This is a genomic window from Mesorhizobium sp. AA22 (genome assembly GCF_001672375.2).
In the GTDB taxonomy this organism is placed as follows: domain Bacteria; phylum Pseudomonadota; class Alphaproteobacteria; order Rhizobiales; family Rhizobiaceae; genus Mesorhizobium; species Mesorhizobium wenxiniae.
Genome location: NZ_CP048406.1, coordinates 373,983 through 392,145 on the forward strand (window position 1 = coordinate 373,983; position 18,163 = coordinate 392,145).

At 63.0% G+C, this 18,163-nt stretch carries 18 protein-coding genes and 2 pseudogenes; 7 read left to right on the forward strand and 13 right to left on the reverse strand.

What is annotated here, in order from left to right; all coding sequences use genetic code 11:
* Positions 1-75 precede the first annotated feature (75 nt).
* The 7 genes from A9K68_RS01705 (at position 76) to A9K68_RS01735 (ending at position 7,904) form a co-directional block, all read left to right on the forward strand.
* Positions 76-987 (forward strand): 3-keto-5-aminohexanoate cleavage protein, encoded by a 912-nt coding sequence (locus tag A9K68_RS01705; protein WP_029347504.1) that lies wholly within the window; start codon positions 76-78, stop codon positions 985-987.
* Between the two features lie 28 nt (positions 988-1,015).
* Positions 1,016-1,648: an HD domain-containing protein gene (locus A9K68_RS01710; RefSeq protein ID WP_065011038.1), complete on the forward strand. Its 633-nt coding sequence runs from the start codon at positions 1,016-1,018 to the stop codon at positions 1,646-1,648.
* Positions 1,645-2,718, forward strand: a complete 1,074-nt coding sequence (locus A9K68_RS01715) for a 3-hydroxyacyl-CoA dehydrogenase NAD-binding domain-containing protein (RefSeq protein WP_065011039.1) — start codon at positions 1,645-1,647, stop codon at positions 2,716-2,718. Before A9K68_RS01710 ends, A9K68_RS01715 begins: the two co-directional genes overlap by 4 nt.
* Positions 2,719-2,722: 4 nt before the next feature.
* Positions 2,723-3,886, forward strand: coding sequence for an acyl-CoA dehydrogenase (locus A9K68_RS01720; protein ID WP_065011040.1), 1,164 nt, complete (start codon positions 2,723-2,725; stop codon positions 3,884-3,886).
* Between the two features lie 3 nt (positions 3,887-3,889).
* On the forward strand, positions 3,890-5,968 hold the full coding sequence (locus tag A9K68_RS01725; RefSeq protein ID WP_065011041.1) for an acetate--CoA ligase family protein: 2,079 nt from the start codon (positions 3,890-3,892) through the stop codon (positions 5,966-5,968).
* A complete protein-coding gene (locus A9K68_RS01730) occupies positions 5,961-6,743 on the forward strand; it encodes a carnitinyl-CoA dehydratase (RefSeq protein WP_065011042.1) in 783 nt (260 codons plus the stop codon). The genes A9K68_RS01725 and A9K68_RS01730 overlap by 8 nt, the downstream gene beginning before the upstream one ends.
* A 219-nt stretch (positions 6,744-6,962) precedes the next feature.
* The gene (locus A9K68_RS01735) at positions 6,963-7,904 is read left to right on the forward strand and encodes an alpha/beta hydrolase (RefSeq protein WP_065011043.1); all 942 of its coding nucleotides are present in this window, start codon (positions 6,963-6,965) and stop codon (positions 7,902-7,904) included.
* A gap of 102 nt (positions 7,905-8,006) precedes the next feature.
* On the opposite strand, the pseudogene A9K68_RS31200 reads toward A9K68_RS01735, so the two are convergent.
* The 13 genes and pseudogenes from A9K68_RS31200 to infC all read right to left on the reverse strand — a co-directional run.
* Positions 8,007-8,152 (reverse strand): annotated as a pseudogene (locus tag A9K68_RS31200) (FAD-dependent oxidoreductase); the annotation flags it as partial.
* Between the two features lie 39 nt (positions 8,153-8,191).
* On the reverse strand, positions 8,192-9,178 hold the full coding sequence (locus A9K68_RS01745) for a Gfo/Idh/MocA family oxidoreductase (RefSeq protein WP_029347491.1): 987 nt from the start codon (positions 9,176-9,178) through the stop codon (positions 8,192-8,194).
* Positions 9,179-9,359: 181 nt separating this feature from the next.
* On the reverse strand, positions 9,360-9,935 hold the full coding sequence (locus A9K68_RS01750) for a YceI family protein (RefSeq protein ID WP_065008559.1): 576 nt from the start codon (positions 9,933-9,935) through the stop codon (positions 9,360-9,362).
* A gap of 68 nt (positions 9,936-10,003) precedes the next feature.
* Positions 10,004-10,582, reverse strand: coding sequence for a cytochrome b (locus tag A9K68_RS01755; protein WP_065008560.1), 579 nt, complete (start codon positions 10,580-10,582; stop codon positions 10,004-10,006).
* A gap of 46 nt (positions 10,583-10,628) precedes the next feature.
* Positions 10,629-10,943 (reverse strand): annotated as a pseudogene (locus A9K68_RS01760) (LysR substrate-binding domain-containing protein); the annotation flags it as partial.
* 110 nt (positions 10,944-11,053) lie between these two features.
* Positions 11,054-13,462: a phenylalanine--tRNA ligase subunit beta gene (gene pheT, locus A9K68_RS01765; RefSeq protein ID WP_065011505.1), complete on the reverse strand. Its 2,409-nt coding sequence runs from the start codon at positions 13,460-13,462 to the stop codon at positions 11,054-11,056.
* Positions 13,459-13,884 (reverse strand): GFA family protein, encoded by a 426-nt coding sequence (locus A9K68_RS01770; RefSeq protein ID WP_065011506.1) that lies wholly within the window; start codon positions 13,882-13,884, stop codon positions 13,459-13,461. The genes pheT and A9K68_RS01770 overlap by 4 nt, the downstream gene beginning before the upstream one ends.
* On the reverse strand, positions 13,881-14,966 hold the full coding sequence (pheS, locus tag A9K68_RS01775) for a phenylalanine--tRNA ligase subunit alpha (protein WP_065011507.1): 1,086 nt from the start codon (positions 14,964-14,966) through the stop codon (positions 13,881-13,883). Before pheS ends, A9K68_RS01770 begins: the two co-directional genes overlap by 4 nt.
* Positions 14,967-15,061: 95 nt before the next feature.
* Complete coding sequence (rplT, locus tag A9K68_RS01780; protein ID WP_006201247.1) at positions 15,062-15,463, reverse strand: 50S ribosomal protein L20; 402 nt, start codon at positions 15,461-15,463, stop codon at positions 15,062-15,064.
* A gap of 38 nt (positions 15,464-15,501) precedes the next feature.
* Positions 15,502-15,705, reverse strand: a complete 204-nt coding sequence (gene rpmI, locus A9K68_RS01785; RefSeq protein WP_006201248.1) for a 50S ribosomal protein L35 — start codon at positions 15,703-15,705, stop codon at positions 15,502-15,504.
* Positions 15,706-15,866: 161 nt separating this feature from the next.
* Positions 15,867-16,523 (reverse strand): isoprenylcysteine carboxylmethyltransferase family protein, encoded by a 657-nt coding sequence (locus A9K68_RS01790; RefSeq protein WP_065011508.1) that lies wholly within the window; start codon positions 16,521-16,523, stop codon positions 15,867-15,869.
* Between the two features lie 144 nt (positions 16,524-16,667).
* Positions 16,668-17,312 (reverse strand): isoprenylcysteine carboxylmethyltransferase family protein, encoded by a 645-nt coding sequence (locus tag A9K68_RS01795; RefSeq protein ID WP_065011509.1) that lies wholly within the window; start codon positions 17,310-17,312, stop codon positions 16,668-16,670.
* 127 nt (positions 17,313-17,439) lie between these two features.
* Positions 17,440-17,976, reverse strand: coding sequence for a translation initiation factor IF-3 (gene infC, locus A9K68_RS01800; protein ID WP_077374810.1), 537 nt, complete (start codon positions 17,974-17,976; stop codon positions 17,440-17,442).
* Between the last annotated feature and the right edge of the window lie 187 nt (positions 17,977-18,163).

The following is an 18,163-nucleotide window of genomic DNA, read 5'->3' on the forward strand; positions in this document are numbered from 1 at the left end:
GTCAGGCATTGTTGCCGTCTGTTCGATCAGGCCCATGTTTGATTGGGCCGTCTGTGCTGGTTGGGAGGAAAGTCCATGCCGCTAACGATGAACCGTGAGGTTTTCATTACCTGTGCCGTGACCGGGTCCGGCAGCTCGCAGGACCGTAGCCCGCATGTGCCCCGTTCGCCCAAGCAGATTGCCGATTCGGCCATTGATGCGGCAAAAGCGGGCGCGGCGATCGTCCACTGCCATGTGCGCGACCCCGAAACCGGCAAGCCACGGCGCGACGTGCAGCTCTATCGCGAAGTAACCGAGCGCATCCGTGCTGCAGATGTCGACGTGGTGCTGAACCTGACCGCCGGCATGGGCGGCGACATGGTGTTCGGTTCGCCGGAGAATCCGCTACCGCTCAACGAGAAAGGCACCGATATGGGCGGCGCGACCAACCGCGTGGAACATGTGCGCCAGTGCCTGCCGGAAATCTGCACGCTCGACTGCGGGACGATGAATTTCGCCGAAGCCGATTATGTCATGACCAATACGCCCGGCATGCTGCGCGCCATGGGCGGCATGATGACGGCGCTCGGCGTCAAGCCGGAGATCGAGGCCTTCGACACCGGGCATCTCTGGTTTGCCAAACAGCTCGTCGAGGAAAAGGTGCTGGATCCGGATGCTCTCGTGCAATTGTGCATGGGCGTGCCATGGGGCGCTCCCGATGATCTCAACACCTTCATGGCGATGGTCAACAATGTGCCGTCGAGCTGGAATTGGTCGGCCTTCTCCATCGGCCGCAACCAGATGGCCTATGCCGCCGCCGCGGTGCTGGCCGGCGGCAATGTCCGCGTCGGGCTCGAGGATAATCTCTGGCTCGACAAGGGCGTGCTGGCGACCAATGCGCAGCTGGTCGAGCGGGCGGTCAGCATCGTGTCGAACATGGGCGCAAGGGTCATCGGCCCGGACGAGGTGCGCAAGAAGCTCAATTTGACGAAGCGCGCGCCGCTTTGAACAGGGAATCGGTAGGGAGGAGCCGCCGATGAAGACCGTGAAATTCACCGCCATGAAGGACGGCGACCGCGACGACTACGCGTTCCTCACCGAGCACGAGATCGACTATGCGGCGAAGACTGGGGAACGGCTGCTTGATGCGCTTGTCCAGCTCGACGAAGGCTTGTCCGGCTACAAGATCACCCGGCTCGGCCATTCGCTCCAGGCGGCGACGCGCGCATGGCGCGACGGCGCCGACACCGACTGGATCACCTGCGCGCTGCTGCACGACATCGGCGACATCTACGCGCCCTACAATCACGACGAATATGCAGCTTCGATCCTAAAACCCTTCGTGCGCGAGCAATGCACCTGGGTGGTGGAAAAGCACGGTGACTTCCAGCGCCTCTATTACGCCCACCATCTCGGCGGCAATCCCCATGCCCGCGACCGTTTCGCCGGCCATCTTTATTTCGACGATTGCGACCAGTTCTGCGAGCGCTGGGACCAGTCGAGCTTCGATCCGGATTACGAGACGCTGCCGATCGATTTCTTCCGGCCCATCGTGCTCGAAGTGTTTGCCCGCAGGGCCTATGACCCCACCGTGATCCGCGCCGGCGAGCGCGTGCCCCTGATCGATCTGGAAATAGCCAGGACAAGAACCACCGGAGCCTCCGCATGAGCATCATCACCAAGGCAGCTGCAATCGGCGGCGGCGTCATCGGCGCCGGCTGGGTAGCGCGGCTGCTCTTGAATGGCATCGACGTGTCGATTTTCGATCCCGACCCGGAAGCTTCGCGCAAGGTCGGCGAAGTGATGAAAGGCGCGCGCCGCGCCTACAAACAGATGCTGCCCGACGGCCTCCCAAAAGCGGGCAAACTGACCTTTGCCAAGACCATCGCCGATGCCGTCGCCGATGCCGATTTCATCCAGGAAAGCGTACCGGAACGGCTCGAACTGAAACACCGCGTGCTGGCCGAGATCGACCTTTATGCGCCGGCCAACGCCATCGTCGGCTCCTCGACCTCCGGCATCAAGCCGACCGACATGCAGGTGGCGATGAAGAAGCATCCGGAGCGGCTGGTCGTCGGCCATCCGTTCAACCCGGTCTACCTCCTGCCGCTGGTCGAGATCGTCGGCGGCGAACAGACCTTTCCCGAGGCGATCGAAGTCGCCAAGGAGATGTACGCCTCGATCGGCATGAAGCCGGTGGTGATCCGCAAGGAGATCGAGGCTTTCGTCGGCGACCGCCTGCTGGAGGCGGCATGGCGCGAGGCGCTGTGGCTGATCAAGGACGGCATCTGCACGGTCGAGGAACTCGACGACATCATGCGCTATGGCTTCGGCCTGCGCTGGGCGCAGATGGGCATGTTCCAGGTCTATCGCGTCGCCGGCGGCGAGGCCGGCATGCGCCATTTCATGGCGCAGTTCGGGCCGTGCCTGAAATGGCCATGGACCAAGCTGATGGATGTGCCGGAGTTCAACGACGAACTGGTCGACCTGATCGCCACCCAGTCGGACGACCAGGCGCATGGCCTGTCGATCCGTGAGCTCGAAAAGATCCGCGACGAGAATCTGGTGGCCATCATGGAGGCGCTGTCGAAACAGAACAAGGGCAAGGGCTGGGGCGCCGGCGCCTTGCACAAGGACTATACCAAGCAGCTCGCCAGGCTTGCGGCGAAGAAGCCCACCGCTTCCAAGGCGGCCGAAAAAGCCAAGGCTGAAAAGCCGAAGAAAAAGAAGAAAGGCTAATACTATGGAATTTGGCCTCTCCGAAGAACAGAAACTGATCGTCGAGACGACGCGCGCCTTCGTCGAGAATGAGCTCTACCCGCATGAGCGCGAAGTCGAGCGCACCGGCGTGCTGCGCCGTGAGCTGATCGAGGAGATCAAGGCCAAGGCAATCGAAGCCGGTCTCTATGCCGCCAACATGCCGACGGAAGTCGGCGGCGCCGGGCTCGACACGGTGACCTGGCTGCTTTACGAAAAAGAGCTCGGCCGTGCCAATTACGCGCTGCACTGGACCTGCGTGGCGCGGCCTTCCAACATCCTGTTGGCCGGCACGCCGGAGCAGCGCGAGAAATACCTTTATCCCTGCATTCGCGGCGAGAAATGGGACTGCCTGGCGATGACCGAGCCAGGTGCCGGCTCCGACCTGCGCGGCATGAAGGCGACCGCGGTGCAGGACGGCGACGACTGGGTGCTGAACGGCACCAAGCATTTCATCAGCCATGCCGACCTTGCCGATTTTGCCATCGTCTTCATGGCCTCGGGCGAAGAGGAGACGCCGCGCGGCAAACGCAAGAAGATCACCGCCTTTTTCGTCGACAAGGGCACCAAGGGTTTTACGGTGCGCGACGGCTATCGCAACGTCTCGCATCGCGGCTACACCAACGCCATCCTCGAATTCGACGATTGCCGCTTGCCCGGAGCCCAAGTGCTCGGCGAGGTCCACAAGGGCTTCGACGTCGCCAATTCATGGCTTGGCGCAACCCGCCTGCAGGTCGGCGCCACCTGTCTCGGCCGGGCTGAGCGGGCGCTTGGCCATGCCGTCGAATACGCCGCTCAGCGGCAGCAATTCGGCCAGCAGATCGGCAAGTTCCAGGGCGTGTCGTTCAAGCTCGCCGACATGGCGACCGAACTGAAGGCGGCCGACCTGATGGTGTTCGAAGCCGGCTGGAAGTACGATCAGGGCACCGTCACTGATCAGGACATGGCCATGGCCAAGTTGAAGGCCACCGAAATGCTCGCCTTCGTCGCCGATGAAGCAATCCAGATCCATGGCGGCATGGGGCTGATGGACGACCTGCCGCTGGAGCGCATCTGGCGCGACGCCCGCGTCGAGCGCATCTGGGAAGGCACCTCGGAAATCCAGCGCCACATTATCTCGCGGGCGCTGTTGCGCCCGTTCGGGGGCTGATCGATGCACAAACTTGAGCGCCTTTTGCGCCCGCGAACGATTGCCGTCTTCGGCGGCGCGCAGGCTGCCGCCGTCGTCGCGCAGTCGATCAAGATGGGCTTTGCCGGCGAGATCTGGCCGGTGCACCCGACCAAGGAGGAGGTCGCCGGCCGCAAGGCCTATCGCTCGGTGGCCGACCTGCCTGCAGCGCCGGACGCTGCCTTTGTCGGCGTCAACCGGCATTTGACCATCGAAGTGGTCAAGGCGTTGGCCGAGCGCGGTGCCGGCGGCGCCGTCTGCTTTGCCGCCGGCTTTCTCGAGACCGAGGCCTATGACGAGGACGGCGAGCGGCTGCAGGCCGAACTAGTCGCAGCGGCCGGCCAGATGCCGATCATCGGGCCGAACTGTTACGGCCTGATCAATTATGCCGACGGCGCGCTTTTATGGCCCGACCAGCATGGCGGCATCAGGCTGGCCGAGGGTGGCCGCGGGGTCGCCATCATCACCCAATCGTCGAACATCGCCATCAACATGACTATGCAGAAGCGCGGCCTGCCGATCGCCTTTCTGATGACTGCCGGCAACCAGGCACAGACCGGCCTTTCCGAAATGGCGCTCGGCCTGATCGAGGACGATCGCGTCACTTCGCTCGGCCTGCATATCGAGGCCTTCGATTCAGTAGCCGGCTTCGAAAGGCTGGCCGCGCGGGCGCGAGAGCTGAAGAAACCGACCATCGCCATGAAGGTCGGCCGCTCCGAGCAGGCGCGGCAAGCGACCGTCTCGCATACCGCGTCGCTGGCCGGCTCGGACGCGGCCTCGGGCGCCTTCCTGAAGCGGCTCGGCATCGCCCGCGTCGATTCCATCCCTGCCTTCATCGAGGCGCTCAAGCTGCTGCACGTCACAGGTCCCCTGCCCGGCTACCGGCTGTCGTCGATGAGCTGTTCGGGCGGCGAAGCGTCTGTCATGGCCGACAGCGCAGAAGGCCGCTGGGTGAATTTCCCGGCGCTGACCGACACGCATCGCGCCCACGTCAAATCGACGCTCGGGCCGCTGGTTGCGGTGGCCAACCCGCTCGACTACCACACCTTCATCTGGAACAACGAGCCGGCGATGACCGCCACCTTCACCGCCATGGTGTCGGGCGGCTTCGACCTCAACATGCTGGTGCTCGATTTCCCGCGCCCCGACCGCTGCTCCGATACCGACTGGTGGACGACGCTGCGCGCCTTCGAATCGGCGCTGACGTCCAACAAGGCGCAGGGCGCGATCGTCTCCTCGCTGCCGGAGAACCTGCCCGAGGAATACACCGCCGGGCTGATGGCACGCGGCATGGTGCCGTTGTTCGGCATTTCCGAGGCAATGGACGCCGCCCAGGCGGCCGCCTTCATCGGCTGGGCCTGGCGCGAGCCGCAGGCGCAGCCGATCGACACCTCCGCGTCAGGTGCGCCGGCCAGCGACCATGTCACGCCTGACGAGGCCGAGGCGAAAGCGCGGCTGATCGAGGCCGGGCTTCCCGTGCCGAGGGGCGAACGCGCCGGCAATGCGGTCGAGGCGGTGATCTCCTCGATGGCGCTCGGTTTTCCGGTTGCGCTGAAGGCTTTGGGCGTCACTCACAAATCCGAGCTCGGCGCGGTGCGGCTTAACCTCAGGGATGCCGAATCCGTCAGCACCGCCGCCCATGATCTCTATGCGCTCGGCACCGGCCTCTATGTCGAGCGCATGGTGCGCGACGGCGTCGCCGAACTGCTCGTCGGCTTCACCCGCGACCCGATGTTCGGCGCGGTTATGACGCTCGGCACCGGTGGTGTGCTGGTCGAACTGCTGCGCGACAGCGTCACGCTGATGCTGCCGGCGACACGCGACGACATCGAGGCGGCATTGCGCGGGCTCAAATTGTTCCCGCTGCTCGAAGGCTATCGCGGCCGGCCCAAGGCCGATGTCGCGGCCGCCATCGATGCGATATCAGGCATCGCCGCCTTCGTGCAGGAAAATGCCGGCGAGATCGAGGAACTCGACATCAATCCGCTGATCGTCTGCGCGCAAGGCAAAGGCGCCTGGATCGCCGACGCGCTGCTGGTGCTTGGAGAGAAAAAGAATGTCTGACGTCATCACCACCCGCCGCGAGGGCACCATCCTCGAAGTCACGCTCGACCGGCCCAAGGCCAATGCCATCGACCTGAAGACCTCGCGCCTGTTGGGCGAAACGTTCAAGGCGTTCCGCGACGATCCGGGTCTGCGGGTCGCCATTGTCAAGACCGCCGGCGACAAGTTCTTCTGCGCCGGCTGGGACCTGAAGGCCGCGGCCGGCGGCGATGCGGTCGACGGCGACTATGGCGTTGGCGGTTTCGGCGGGCTGCAGGAATTGCGCGACCTCAACAAGCCGGTCATCGCCTGCGTCAACGGCATGGCGGTCGGCGGCGGTTTCGAGCTGGCGCTATCATGCGACCTCATCTACGCGTCGGATCATTCCTCCTTTGCGCTGCCCGAAATCCGTGCCGGCACTTTGGCTGACGCAGCGACGATCAAGCTGCCGAAGCGCATTCCCTATCACGTCGCCATGGATCTTTTGCTCACCGGCCGCTGGATGGATGTCGCCGAGGCGCATCGCTGGGGGTTAGTCAACGAGGTGCTGCCCAAGGACAGACTCGGAGACCGCGTCTGGGAGATCGCACGGCTGCTGGCCGACGGTCCGCCGCTGGTCTTTGCCGCGATCAAGGAGACGGCGCGGATCGCCGAATCGCTCACCTTCCAGGACGCAATGAACCGGGTGACGCGCCGCCAATTGCCGACGGTTGACGCACTGTACGGCTCGGAGGACAATCTCGAGGGTTTTCGCGCCTTTGCCGAAAAGCGAGACCCGGTGTGGAAGGGAAAATGATCCTGCGGAGATGATGGCTTTTCTTCCCACCCCCCTCTGGCCTGCCGGGCATCTCCCCCTCAAGGGGGGAGATTGGCAGCTTCGGCCCATTCACCCTTCCTGCCGCGCTGGAGATTGGCGAAAGCCGATGGGACATCCGATCTCCCCCCTTGAGGGGGAGATGGCCGGCAGGACAGAGGGGGGTGCCCAGGCGGATTCGTTACGGTCCGTTCAGTTCCCATGACCGACTACAAAAAGCTGATCGACGCCGAGACCTGGGCCTTCATCGAGCGGACCAATTCCTATTATCCACCGGATATGATCGACTACACGATCGACCAGCAGCGCGAAATCTACGACCGCATGTGCCGCGAGTTCTCTGCCGGCTATCCGCAAGGGGTTACGGCGGAAACCACCGCCATTGTCACGCCTTCGCATCCGGTCCCGATCCGCATTTATCGGACCCCGGCGCCGGAAGCGGCCGCGATGGTGCTTTATTTCCACGGCGGCGGTTTTATTCTTGGCGGGCTCGACAGCCATGACGACGTCTGCGCCGAGCTTTGCGCCCGCACCGGCTATGAAGTGGTTTCGGTCGACTACCGGCTGGCGCCGGAACATCTTCATCCAGCCGCCTTCGACGATGCCATCAGCGCCTTCGAATGGGCGGCGACGATCTACAAGCGTCCGATCCTGCTTTGCGGCGACAGCGCCGGTGGCAATCTCGCCGCTGCGGTCAGCCACGCAACACGCGGCCATGCGCGAAGGCCAATCGGCCAGGTACTGATCTATCCCGGCCTTGGCGGCGACCGCACGCAAGGTTCTTACGTGACCCATGCCGAGGCGCCGATGCTGACAGTGCGCGACCTCGATTTCTACACGAATATCAGGACCGGCGGCGAAGACCGCACCGGAGATCTCACGCTGTCGCCGCTGGCCGACGCCGATTCTGCCAATCTGCCGCCGACCGTGCTGATCACCGCACAATGCGACCCGCTCTCGTCGGACGGCGAGGCCTATCGCGACCGCGTCGTTGCGGCAGACGGCCACGCCTTCTGGTTCGAAGAGCCGGGGCTGGTACATGGTTATCTCAGAGCCCGGCATACGGTCGGCCGCGCGCGCTCGAGCTTTACCCGGATCGTCGACGCGGTAGCGGTTCTGGGACGCGGCGAGTGGATCTGGTAAAAGGGGTCTAGCCCATCCCGCGTGACGCCGCGCGGCCGGCGCTGCGGCCCGGAAAAGATGCAGCCGCCGAGAAACGTGCCTTCCAGCGCCGAGTACCATGAGCGAATCGACGAGGAAGATACCGCCGAGCGACTGGACCGGCTCCTGGTCGACGACGACGATCTTCTTCCGGCCTCGGCCAGTTCCGCCGCGGCGACGAGGCCGGCAAGGCCGGCGCCGACAATGATCACATCGGCATCATCAGCCATTCTCTTCTCCCCGGCTCTCCTCCCGGCTTTGACGGATCGTCAGACCGTCTCCCAGCCTTCCTTCTCGCCGGCGCGGAAGATGGCGTCGATGACCTTCTGGTTGAGCACCGACTCTTCCAGCGTAAAGACGCGGTCGGTGCCGCCCTGTGCCGCCCGCGCGAACGCCTCGACCTCCAGCCGGTATTGCTGCATGCCGGGGAAGCGGAACACTTGCGCCTCGCTGTGGTTCTGGTTGTGCAGCTCGATGCGATGATGATCGTAGATGCCGGCGTTGAACGGCGAAAGCACCTCGATGAAGCCCTTCTCGCCGTGGAATACCATCACCTGCCGCGCCGCCATCTGGGTCGACAGGTAGAACGACAGTTCGAAGTCGCCGAAATCGGCGCGGATCGAAGAGTAGATGTCGGTGCCGAACGTCTTGTCGCGCTCGATCGTCGCCTGGACGCGCAGCGGCTCCTTGCCCGTCGAAAAACGAGTCGATACCGTGGGGTAAACGCCGATGTCGGGCAGCGCGCCGCCGCCGAGATCGAGCTGGTTGCGCATGTTCTTGGGATCGACATTGTAGTAGGAGAACGCGCCCTGCACATGGCGCAACCGGCCGATGGCGCCGTTGGCGATCAGCTCGCGCACCTTGATCCATTGCAGGTGGTAGACGACCATGAAGGCTTCGCAGACGAGCACGTTCTTGGCGTCGCGCAGCTTGATCAGCGGCGGAATCTCCTTGGCATCGAGGGCCAGCGGCTTTTCGACCAGAACATGCTTGCCGGCCTCGATCGCCTTGGCGGTCCATTCGACATGCTGCGCGGTCGGCAGCGGGATGTAGACGCCGTCGACGTCCTTGGATGCGAGCAGCTCGTCATAGGAACCGAAGGCATGGGGCGCGCCGAAACGATCGGCCAGGGCCCGGGCCCTCGAAATGTCGCGGCTGGCGATCGCGGACAGCACGCCGTTCTCCGCCTCGACTATTGCGGGCAAAAGATGCTCGCGGCCGATCTTGGCCGTCGACAAAACACCCCATCGGAACATCAGGCTTCTCCATCTTTAAATTGCAGACGTCGAGGTTTGCCTGAAATCGGCGGAAAAGCCAACGCGAAGCATGGCAGGGAGCAAGGCGATCGTCTGCGGCTTGTTCGGGTGCCGGCGCTGCCCTCCGCAGAGCTTGGGTTCCTCGTGCCACGTAGTGGGGAGAGGAACCCAGGTCCAAAGGCTATCCCCTTCTACCTGTAAGCGTCATGTCGAAGTCCACGACGTTCGAATAGATCGGCGTGCCGACATCCATGCCGTAGCGCGACCGCAGCACCTTGCCGGTGACATGTAATCTGATCGTGCCCGCCTTGAGGCCGGCGAGCTCGGCGGTGAACTTTTCCGGAAAAGTCTTGCCGCGCGCCGTCAGACGGCCGGTGACAAGGGCTGACGTGTCGCCGGTGCGTTTCACGCTGGTCGAGCGGAACTGGATTTCCGGGTTGTTGGCTGCGTCGAACACCGCGTCGGAGCGAAGAAAGGCGTCGACGCGGCGCTGGCCGGTGCCGACGCTTTCGGGAAAGATCGTGATATTGACCTGGGAGCGCCCGATATTGCTGTTGTCGATGCGGATGCTGCCCTTGAAGCGGGCGAAGGCGCCGGCGAGCCCGCCGCCGCCGGCCTTGCCGACGGAGAAACGGATGCTGGAACCGGCCGGGCTGATCGTGTAGCTGCCGGCAGCGTCGCTGAGCGCCACCGCCGCGAAAACAGGCACGGCAAGGCAAGCGGCGACCGCCGCAAATCCGAAGATGCGCGCAACCATTGGCGTGATCCTTTTTGGAGGCAACGCTTTTTAGCGCCCTCGCCCCACCAACGAATGAGCCTCCCGCTCTATTCCGCGTTGTGATCCGACGAAGGCGTGATCATGCGCGTTAGCACCGTGTCCTTCAGCAAAAAATGATGGCGCAGCGCCGCGGCGAAATGCAGGGCGACAAGTCCGATGCCGGCATAGGCGAGATACGAATGCGCCAACGTCCAGAAGCTTTCCGCCGGGTCCGATTCCGCGAGTGGCAGGTCCGGCATGACGAACAGGTTGAACGGCACGCTCGGGATCTCCAGCACCGACACCGACACCAGCGCCCAGCCGGACAGGGGCAGCGCGAGCTGAAACGCGTAGAGCGCGAAATGGACGAGCGGCGCTGTCCGGCGCTCGAAGCGTCCGACCGAGCGTGGCAGCGCCGGCACCGCATTGCCGAGCCGCCAGGCAATGCGCAGGATCACCAGGCCGAGCAGCAGGAAACCGAAAGATTTGTGCAGTTGGATCAGCTCGAAGGCGGTGCGCTGGCTGGATACCCGCATCATGACGACGCCGAGCACGAACTGGCCGATGAAGGCCGCCGCGATCAGCCAGTGAAGGGCGATTGCCGCCCAGCCATAGCGGGTGGAGTTATTTGTGATCAATGCGGGCATGGCCAGCAAACGCCGGCGGCCCCGGCTTTCTTCCACTGTCGACAGTCTATCCCGCCGTCTTGAAGAAATCGACAAAAGCCCTGAGCGACGGTCGCATCTGGCGGCGGCTCGGATAGTAGACGAAGAAACCGTCGAACGGCGGGCACCAGTCCTCCAGCACGCGAATGAGCTTGCCGTCGGCAATGCCATCGCGAACATAATCCTCGAACACGAAGGCAAGGCCGGCGCCGTCGATCGCCGCATTGGCGATCAGATGGTCCTCGTCAAGGATCAGCGGCCCTTGCACCGCCAGCTCGATCTCCTCGCCGTCCTTCTCGAATTCCCAGCGGTAGAGGATGCCGCTGGAGAAGCGGAAGCGGAGCCGGAAAGCGCTATACCGAAGAAATGCTGGCGCTGGTCAACGGCTAGACACCGGCCGAATGAAAATTAGAAGGGGCGCTCCTGCGCCCCTGCTTTGTTTCCAAATCCGATTTATGCCCGCAGCACTCCGCCGGTCTGTTTGTTCACATTCTCGACGATGCGCTTTGCCAGCGTCTCGAAATCCTCGTCGGTCAGCGTCTTATCGACCGGCTGGATCGACACTTCGATGGCGATCGATTTCTTGGCCGCGCCGAGCGATGCCCCTTCGAACACGTCGAAGACCGAGACATTGGTGATCAGCTTCCTGTCGGCGGCAAGGGCGGCGCGGGTCAGCGTGACGGCTTCGACCGCTTTGTCGACGACGAAGGCGAAATCGCGCTTGACCGCCTGGAAGGCAGACAGTTCCAGCTTCGGTTTCGTCCGCGTCGGTTTGGCCTTCGGCTCGGGTACGGCGTCGACGAAGACCTCGAAGCCGCAGAGCGGCCCGGAGACGTCCAGTTCCTCCAGCGTCTTAGGGTGGAATTCGCCGAACGTTCCCAAGATGACTTTAGGTCCGAGCTTGATCGTGCCGGAACGGCCGGGATGATACCAGGCCGGGCCGCCGGCCTCGATCTGCAGCCGCTCGACCGGCGCGCCGCAGGCGTCGAGTGCTGCGATCGCGTCGGCCTTGGCGTCGAAAACGCCGACCGGACCGGCATTGCCGGCCCAATGCCGGCCGGAGCCTTCGAGCTTGGCCGTGCCGCGCCGAACGCCGGCGGCGACGCGTCGCTGCTGGTCGGGCGCATCGCCCTCATAGGTGCCCGATACTTCGAACAGCGCGACATCGCCGATGCCCTTGTCGGCATTGCGCTGCGCGGCGGCGATCAGGCCCGGCAGCAGCGACGGCCGCATGTCGGACATGTCGGCGGCGATCGGATTGGCGAGCTTGAGTGCTGTCTCGCTGCCGCCGAACAGTTCGGCATGTTTTGCCGGAATGAACGACCAGGTGACCGCCTCCATCATGCCGCGCACAGCCAGCGCCCGCTTGGCGGCGCGGGTGCGGATCTGCAGCGTGGTCAGGATCTTGGCATTCACGGCATCATGCGCGCCGAGCGGCTGCGGCGCGATATTGTCGATGCCGTGGATGCGCATGACTTCCTCGACCAGGTCGGCCTTGCCGTCGACATCCGGCCGCCAGGATGGCACGGTGACATTGATGACATCACCCACGCCTTCCGGTTTGAAGCCGAGGCGCGAAAGGATGGCGAGAATCCCGTCCGTGGGCACCTCGATGCCGGTCAGCCGCTTCACTTCTGACAACGGGAAGGAAACGATCTTCTCGACATGGCCGGCATAGCCGACGACTTCGGTTTCGGTCGGCGTCCCGCCGCAGAAATCCAGCACCAGCTTGGTGGCCAGTTCCACCCCGGGCACCATGAATTCAGGGTCGACGCCGCGCTCGAACCGGTAACGCGCATCGCTGATGATGCCTAGCGTCCTGCCGGTGCGCGCGGTGGTGATGGGATCCCAAAGTGCGGATTCGATCAGCACGTCGGTGGTGTTCTCGTCGCAGCCGGAATGCTCGCCGCCCATGATGCCGGCGATCGATTCGACGCCGTCCTCGTCTGCTATGACGCACATGTCAGGCGTCAGCGTGTATTCGCGCCCGTCGAGGGCAAGTACCTTTTCGCCATCGCTGGCCCGCCGCACGGTGAGGTTGCCGGCGACCTTGTTGGCGTCGAACACATGCAGCGGCCGGCCGCGGTCGAAGGTGACGTAGTTGGTGATGTCGACCAGCGCGCTGATCGGTCTCAGCCCAATGGCGATCAGCCGCTGCTGCAGCCATTTCGGCGACGGGCCGTTTTTCACGCCGCGCACCAGCCTGAGCGCGAAACCCGGGCAGAGCTCCGGTGCTTCGATTTTCACCTTGACCGGGCACATGCCGTCGCCGGCATGCGGCATGATCGCGCCGCCGACGAGGCGGCCGAGTCCGCTCGCCGCCAGATCGCGGGCGATGCCATAGACGCTGGTCGCGTCCGGACGGTTCGGCGTCAAATTGATCTCTATGACCGGATCGTCGAGATGCGAGTAGGCGGCGTAGCTGGTGCCAACAGGCGCATCGGCGGGCAGGTCGATGATGCCGTCATGCTCTTCGGAAAGCTCCAGCTCGCGCTCGGAGCACATCATGCCATGACTTTCGACACCCCTGATCTTGCCGACCGCCAGCGTCACGTCGATCCCGGGAATATAGGTGCCGGGTGCTGCAAAGGCGCCGATCAGGCCAGCGCGGGCGTTGGGCGCACCGCAGACGACCTGCACCGGGGCCTTGCCGTCGCCGGTATCGACCGTCAGCACGCGCAGCCGGTCGGCGTCGGGATGCTGCACCGCCGTCAGCACCTTGGCGATGACGAACGGCTTCAGGCTCGACCTGTCGTCGACATGCTCGACTTCGAGGCCGATCGAGGTCAACCGCTCGACGATCTCGGCCAGCGAGGCGTCGGTCTCGAGATGATCCTTGAGCCAGGAGAGGGTGAGTTTCATGACTGTGTTCCGTCTGATGGTCTGGGCACGCTGGTCTTCAAATGGCGCGGCAAGTCGTCCGGCATGTGCAGGAAGGGCAGTTGCTCGCGCACATGGGCATGGTGCGTCGGTTTGAAATAGGCCGGCATGTCCATGGCGCCGAGCACGAAATAGATATGGTCGGCCAGCCGCTCGTCTACATGGGCGATCGGCGAGCCGCAGACGCCGCAAAAGGAGCGCGTCACCGACCCGTTCTCGAACATCTTCAGCGCCTTGCCCGTGAAGGCGACCTGCTCGGTCATGAAGCCGATGAAAGCCGACACCGGCGCGTCGCTGGCCCGCCGGCAATCGCCGCAATGGCAATAGCTGACATGGTGCGGTTCGGCCGAAGCCTCGAACCGCACGGCGCCGCAACGGCAGCCGCCGGTGTGGGCCGCTGTCATGCGCTCAAGCCCCCGAATAGCGTCGGCATGTCGAGCGGCCGGAAGCCGTAATGCGACAGCCAGCGCACATCGGCGTCGAAGAAGGCGCGCAGGTCCGGCATGCCGTATTTCAGCATGGCGATGCGGTCGATGCCCATGCCCCAGGCAAAGCCCTGATACTCGTCGGGATCGAGCCCGCCGTAGCGGAGCACGTTGGGGTGGACCATGCCGCAGCCGAGGATCTCCATCCAGTCGGAGCCTTCGCCGAAGCGCACCTCGCCCGGCCGCGAACGGTCGCACTGGATGTCCACCTCCATGCTGGGTTCGGTGAACGGGAAGAAGGACGGCCGGAAGCGCATCTTGACCTGCGGCACCTCGAAGAAGGCCTTGCAGAACTCCTCCAGCACCCATTTCATGTTGGCGACATTGGCCGTCTTGTCGATCACCAGTCCCTCGACCTGATGGAACATCGGCGAATGGGTGGCATCGGAGTCCTGCCGGTAGGTTTTTCCGGGGATGACGATGCGGATCGGCGGCTTCTGCACCTCCATGGTGCGGATCTGCACCGGAGAGGTGTGGGTGCGTAAAAGCTTGCGCTCGCCCTTCTCGTCCGGCTGGAAGAAGAAGGTGTCGTGCATCTCGCGCGCCGGATGGCCTTCGGGGAAATTCAGCGCGGTGAAATTGTAATAGTCGGTCTCGATATCGGGGCCTTCGGCGATGGCAAAGCCGAGGTCGCCGAAGATCGCGGCAATCTCGTCGCTGACCTGGCTAATCGGATGGATGCGGCCGCGCTCGGCCGGCGATTGCCGCACCGGCAATGTGACGTCGACCTTTTCCGCCGCGAGCCGTGCCGCGATCGCCACGTCCTTCAGCTCGGCGCGGCGCGCCGTAAGCGCCTCGGTGACGCGGGTCTTGAGGCCGTTGATAGCCGGGCCTTTTATCTGGCGCTCTTCTGCGCTCATCGAGCCGAGCGTCTTCAGCATTTCTGAGACCGAGCCCTTCTTGCCGAGCGCTGAAACACGCACGGCTTCGATCGCGGCCTCGTCGGCGGCCGACGCGATGTCGGTCATCAGGGAATTTTCGAGGGTTTCCATGTCACTCATGTTTCAGGCCCGATTGGAGGCAAAGAAAAACCCGCGCCAGCCCTGCCAGCGCGGGTTTCCCAAATCAAGTGTCGAAGTGCTTGGGAAGGCGCTGGTTAGGCTACAGCGCTTTCAAAAGCGTTCGGCGTGGTGTTCTTGAGGTATTCGAGGGCGACCTTGGCCTTGGCCACAAGTGCGGCAAATGCCTGCGGCTCGTGGATGGCCATGTCCGACAGGATCTTGCGATCGATCTCGATGCCGGCCTTGTTGAGACCGTCGATGAAGCGACCATAGGTCAGGCCATGCTCGTGGGTCGCGGCATTGATGCGCTGGATCCAGAGAGCGCGGAACGAACGCTTGCGGTTCTTGCGGTCGCGGTAGGCGTACTGCAGCGACTTTTCCACCGCCTGCTTGGCGATGCGAATCGTGTTCTTGCGGCGGCCATAAAAACCCTTGGCGGCTTTCAGGACCTTCTTGTGCTTGGCGTGCGAAGTGACGCCTCTTTTTACGCGTGCCATGTCATGATCTCCTTAAAACGTTGTCCAGACCGAATGCCTTAGAGGCCGTTCGGCAGAAAATTCTTGATGACCTTCTTGCCATCCGGTTCAGCCAGAACCATCGTGCCGCGGGCATTTCGAATGAACTTGTTGGAACGCTTGATCATGCCGTGACGCTTGCCGGCCGCAGCCGACAGGACTTTACCCGTACCTGTGATCTTGAACCGCTTCTTGGCGGCTGACTTGGTCTTCATCTTGGGCATTTTGCTACTCCGTTTATGTGCGCATCATCGCGGCTTTTTGTTCGCTTCAGGCCGACCAAAGCCCGAAAAGCAAATGAAACCGCCACGGCATGCCCTGCCGGGCGGTTTTTGGGAACGGCGGTGCTATACGTCAAAGCGGGCCGGCGCGCAACACCCTGTGCCTATGGGAAACGGAACAGCACCGGCAGTATGCCCGATTGCTGGGCGCCGTCGATCGATTCGAAAAAAGGCAGGGCAACGAGGAATACCAGTCCGTCGAGCAGCGTCGTCCGCAGCAGGCGCGGCTTGAAGCTGCCGGTGTCGCCTTCCTGATACAGCGAAAGCTTCGGAAAGAAGCGCGGCACCCGCGCCATATACGCCTGGAATGGAGTACCGAAGGCCTCCTTCAGGAACTTCTCTTCGCGCAGGATGACGACATGAAAGGCGGCGGCGCAAATCACCGCGAAGCCGATCGCCGCAGTGATCGAGCCCATCTGCGCGCCGACGCCGGCGGCAGCTATAGAGGAGAAGACATAGAGCGGATTGCGGGTGATCGAATAGGGTCCGCCGGTAACCACCTCGGAGGATTTGCGTCCGCCGATATAGAGCGTTGACCACAAGCGCCCGACAATGCCCAGAAAGATCAGCAGGACGCCGACCATTTCGATCGTTTCGTGCGGCACGCTTTCGGGAGGAAAAGCAGACTGGCCAAACAGCAGCGCTGCGAACATGACGACCACGAGGGCGGCAAGCACCATCCTTCGTGCGTGCTGATACCTACCCAGCGCACGCTTGGCGTGCGCTTGTTCGGCCCGCGCTGATTGAACTTCATTAAGCATGTCGGGAATCCGATCGTCGAGGAACTTCGCCAGCGATCGCAGCGCCTGGCCAAGAAAACAGGCGCCCCCGCCGATCGCGGGACGCCTTTGCAGGATGATTCAGGCGTATTTAATGCATGTCGCCTCTTTTGCCATCATCCGCAACTAATACAGCCAGAAGAGGACGGGAATTACACCGCTTTCCTGTCCGGACTCGATGAGTTCGAAAAACGGTATGGAAGCCAGCAACATCAAGCCGTCGCGCAGCGTGTGATTGAAGATGCGCGGTGTGAAGGTGACCTCGGCCTGATCGCGAAAAAGCAGCGGATTGGGAAAAAACCGCGGCACCCGTGCGATGTAATCCTTGTACGGCGCCCCGAGCACGGTCGTCAAATGCCGTTCCTCGCGCAGCGTGACGATGTAGAACGCGGCCGCGCACAAAACCGCCGACACCACCGAGACGATCACGCTGCCGGTCTGGGCGCCGATGCCGGCGGCCGCTACGGTGGAGAAAAAATACAGCGGGTTGCGCATCACCGAATATGGCCCGGTGGCAACCACTTCGGCCGACTTGCGGCCGCCGATATAGAGGATCGACCAGAGCCGGCCGCCGATCCCGATCAGTATCAGGGCGATCCCGTACTGCCCCTCTATGCGTTCGTGGCCTAGTTCATCGTGCGTGGAGCCGCCGAAGATCAGCAAAGCGCAAAAAGCACCGATCAGCAGCGCCAGCAGGACGCGCCGGCGCCGCTGATAGCGGCCCATTTCGTCAAACGACTGTTCAATCGGAGAACGTGCCGCAGCGGCCATGAGACAATCCTTTCGCCGCGAGGACCGGCAACCCGAATCCTTGTCGATGCAACTTGCGGAGAAATCATGGCGAAGACAAAACAAAACAAAAGGCCGCCGAAGCGGCCTTTGCTTTCGACGGGATCGCTTAGCGGGGCGCTAGCACCATCATCATCTGGCGGCCTTCGAGTTTCGGTTCGGCTTCGACCTTGGCGATGGGCGCCACTTCCTCACGAACTTTATTCAGAAGCTGCATGCCGAGTTCCATATGCGCCATCTCGCGGCCGCGAAAGCGCAATGTCAGCTTGACCTTGTCACCTTCTTCGAAAAACCGCCGGACCGCTTTCATCTTGGTCTCGTAGTCATGGCTGTCGATGTTCGGGCGCATCTTGATCTCCTTGATCTCGATGACCTTCTGGTTCTTGCGCGCCTCGGCCGCCTTCTTCTGGTTGGCGTATTTCAATTTGCCGAGATCGAGAATTTTTACGACGGGCGGCACTGCGTTGGGCGATATCTCGACCAGATCGAGCCCAGCCTCTTCGGCGAGCAGCAATGCGTCATTGATGGAGACATCGCCATGGTTGTGGCCTTCGGCGTCGATAAGTTGGACCCGGGGAACCCGGATGTCACGGTTGGAGCGCGGGCCCTCCTTGGTGGGCGCCGTTGCTTTGAAAGGTCTGCGAATGGTCGTGGTCTCCTTGAGCCGTTTCGTTCAGGATTTTCAATTCAGATTGCGAACGCGCCAATGTGGTGAGCGCGCGGCCGGAGTCAATAGCACAGCGTTCACAGGAAATCACCTGTTGCCTGACTTCTGCCTGTACCAAACGAAGAAACTTGCCGAGCACTTTTCGTTGAACCGCCAGCTGTGTCAA